Genomic DNA, 2549 nt, shown 5'->3' with positions numbered 1-2549 from the left:
CCTCGTGCGCCACCGTCGCGCCGGCGTGCAGCGCGTCGGCGTTGGCCAGCCGCTCCTCCTCGGCGCGCAGCGCGGCCTCCTCGCCGGCCTCCGGCTCGAGCTTCTCGATCTCGGTGAGGCCGGCCCGAAGGGCTTCGGCCTCCGCCGCGCGGGATCGCGCCAGCGAGGTCAGCGTCATGAGCTCCTCGTGCACCTTCCGGTGCCGCTGGAACGTCCGCTGGTAGTCGCCGAGCACGACGGCAAGCTCGGCGCCCGCGTACTTGTCGAGCGCCTCGCGCTGCCTGCCTGGCTTGAGCAGCTGCTGCTGGTCGGACTGGCCGTGCACGGCGACCAGGTCGTCGGCCAGGTAGGTGAGCAGCGACACCGGCACGCTGCGGCCTCCGGCGAACGCCCGGGACCGGCCCTCGGCCGACACCGACCTGGTCAGCACCAGCGTGCCGTCCTCGTCGAGTTCGCCGCCGGCCTCTTCGACCTGGCGGGCTACCTTGCCGGACGGCTCGGTCCTGAGCCGGCCCTCCACCGCCGCGCGCTGCTCGCCGGGCCGGACCCGCGACGGGTCCGCGCGGCCGCCGAACAGCAGGCCGAGCCCGGTCACCACCATCGTCTTGCCCGCGCCTGTCTCGCCGGTCAGCGCGGTGAAACCCGGGGACAGCTCGAGCAGCGCGTCGTCGATGACCCCGAGCCCGGTGATACGCACTTCCTCAAGCATGACCGCCAGCAGTCTCCTTCCTACCCCGCCAGCCTGCGACGGGCAGCCCGAACTTGGCCACCAGCCGGTCGGTGAACGACGCGCCGGCACCCGGCCCGCCGTCCACACCCGGCCCCGGCCCGTGCACCCTCGCAAGGAGCACCGGCAGCGAGCCCCGGCGCACCTCGACCCGGGCACCGGGCGGCAAGTCGAACCTACGACGCCCATCGCACCACATAACGGCTTCTGATGTCTCTGCCCACGCCGGCTCGTGACCGGCCGACTCGGCGCTGAGCCGGCCGGCGTCGGCGTGGGCGGCGACACCCTCGTACACTAGTTCTACCGCGAGAACCGAGTTTGGGGAAACTACCAGCGGCCTGGCGAACAGCGCGTGTGCGCTGATCGGCACCATCAGCAGCGCCTCTACCTCTGGCCACACCACTGGGCCGCCCGCGGAGAACCCGTACGCGGTCGATCCCGTCGGCGTCGCGCAGACCACGCCGTCACATCCCCAGCGGGACAGCGGCCGCCCGTCGACCTCGATGATGACCTCGATCATCCGCTCCCTGCGGGCCTTCTCCACGGTCGCCTCGTTCAGCGCCCAGGTGGCGGCGAGCTCGGTGCCGTTGTCGCGCACTATGACGTCGATCGTCATCCGTTCTTCGACCCGGTACTCCCCCGCGACGAGACGGTCGACGGTCTCGGCGAGCCCGTCGGGTTCTGCCTCGGCGAGGAAGCCGATGTGGCCGAGGTTCACGCCGATCAGCGGGGTCCGCGCCGGACGGGCGATCTCCGCGGCGCGCAGCAGCGTACCGTCGCCGCCGAGCACGATCACCAGTTCCGCGCCCTTGGCCGCTTCAGGGCCTGCCGGCACCTCGGTGACGCCCGCGCAGCGCAGGTCGGGCGCCTCGTCTTCGGCGACCCGCACCGTGACGCCGGCGGCGATCAGCCGCTCGATGACGAACCGCGCGCTGCGCACCGCGTTCTCCTTGCCGGTGTGCACGAGCACGAACATTGTCCGGGGGGAATCAGGCATCGGGTCCCGTCTCGATCGCGTGCCGCAGGGCGTCGTCGGACAGCAGCGGCGCGCCGCGGCGCAGCCACACGAAATACTCCACGTTTCCCGCTGGTCCCGGGAGCGGACTGGCCGTTACATCTCTTACGCCTAGCCCCAGCGAGGCCGCGGCGTCACAGACGGCTCGCACCGCGGCGGCCCGGTCGGTGGGGTCGCGCACCACGCCGCCCGCCCCCACCCGGCCCTTGCCGACCTCGAACTGGGGCTTCACCATCAGCGCGAAGTCCGCGTCCGGCGCGGCGCACGCGACCAGCGCGGGCAGCACCAGGGTCAGCGAGATGAACGACAGGTCCGCCACGACGACCGCGGGCGGCGGGGCCACCAGAGCCGGGTCGAGGGAGCGGACGTTGACCCGGTCCAGGACGGTGACCCGCGGGTCGGTGCGCAGGCTCCAGGCCAGCTGCCCGTATCCCACGTCAACGGCAACGACGTGCGCCGCGCCCGCGCGCAGCAGCACGTCGGTGAACCCGCCGGTGGACGCGCCCGCGTCCAGGCACCGCTTCCCCGCCACGGTCAGGCCGCCGTCGGCGAAGACGCGCAGGGCGCCGGCGAGCTTGTGCCCGCCGCGCGAGACGTACTGCGGACCCTCGTCATCGGCAGTGACCGTCACCGGGGCGTCCCTGTTCACCTGGGTCGCGGCCTTGGCCGCGGTCTGCCCTGACACCGCCACCCGGCCCGCGGCGATCAGCTCCGCCGCCTGCTCACGGGACCTGGCCAGCCCCCGCCTGACAAGCTCGGCGTCCAGCCTGGACCGCACGGTCACCGGCGGTCCAGCTCCCCTTGCTC

General features: G+C 73.1%; 3 protein-coding genes. All 3 read right to left on the bottom strand.

The features are described from left to right. Positions 1-709: AAA family ATPase (locus WA805_RS15515; protein WP_425242671.1), on the bottom strand; the 709-nt coding region annotated here is incomplete at its 3' end. Then, a complete protein-coding gene (locus tag WA805_RS15510; RefSeq protein WP_422278241.1) occupies positions 702-1724 on the bottom strand; it encodes an NAD kinase in 1023 nt (340 codons plus the stop codon). The genes WA805_RS15515 and WA805_RS15510, both read right to left, overlap by 8 nt. Beyond that, the gene (locus WA805_RS15505) at positions 1717-2526 is read right to left on the bottom strand and encodes a TlyA family RNA methyltransferase (protein ID WP_425242672.1); all 810 of its coding nucleotides are present in this window, start codon (positions 2524-2526) and stop codon (positions 1717-1719) included. The genes WA805_RS15510 and WA805_RS15505 overlap by 8 nt, the downstream gene beginning before the upstream one ends. Between the last annotated feature and the right edge of the window lie 23 nt (positions 2527-2549).

It is taken from the genome of Trebonia sp., assembly GCF_049794275.1.
GTDB lineage: Bacteria > Actinomycetota > Actinomycetes > Streptosporangiales > Streptosporangiaceae > Trebonia.
Note: the sequence above shows the minus strand (reverse complement) of the source record. Positions and strands in the feature narration are given on the sequence as shown.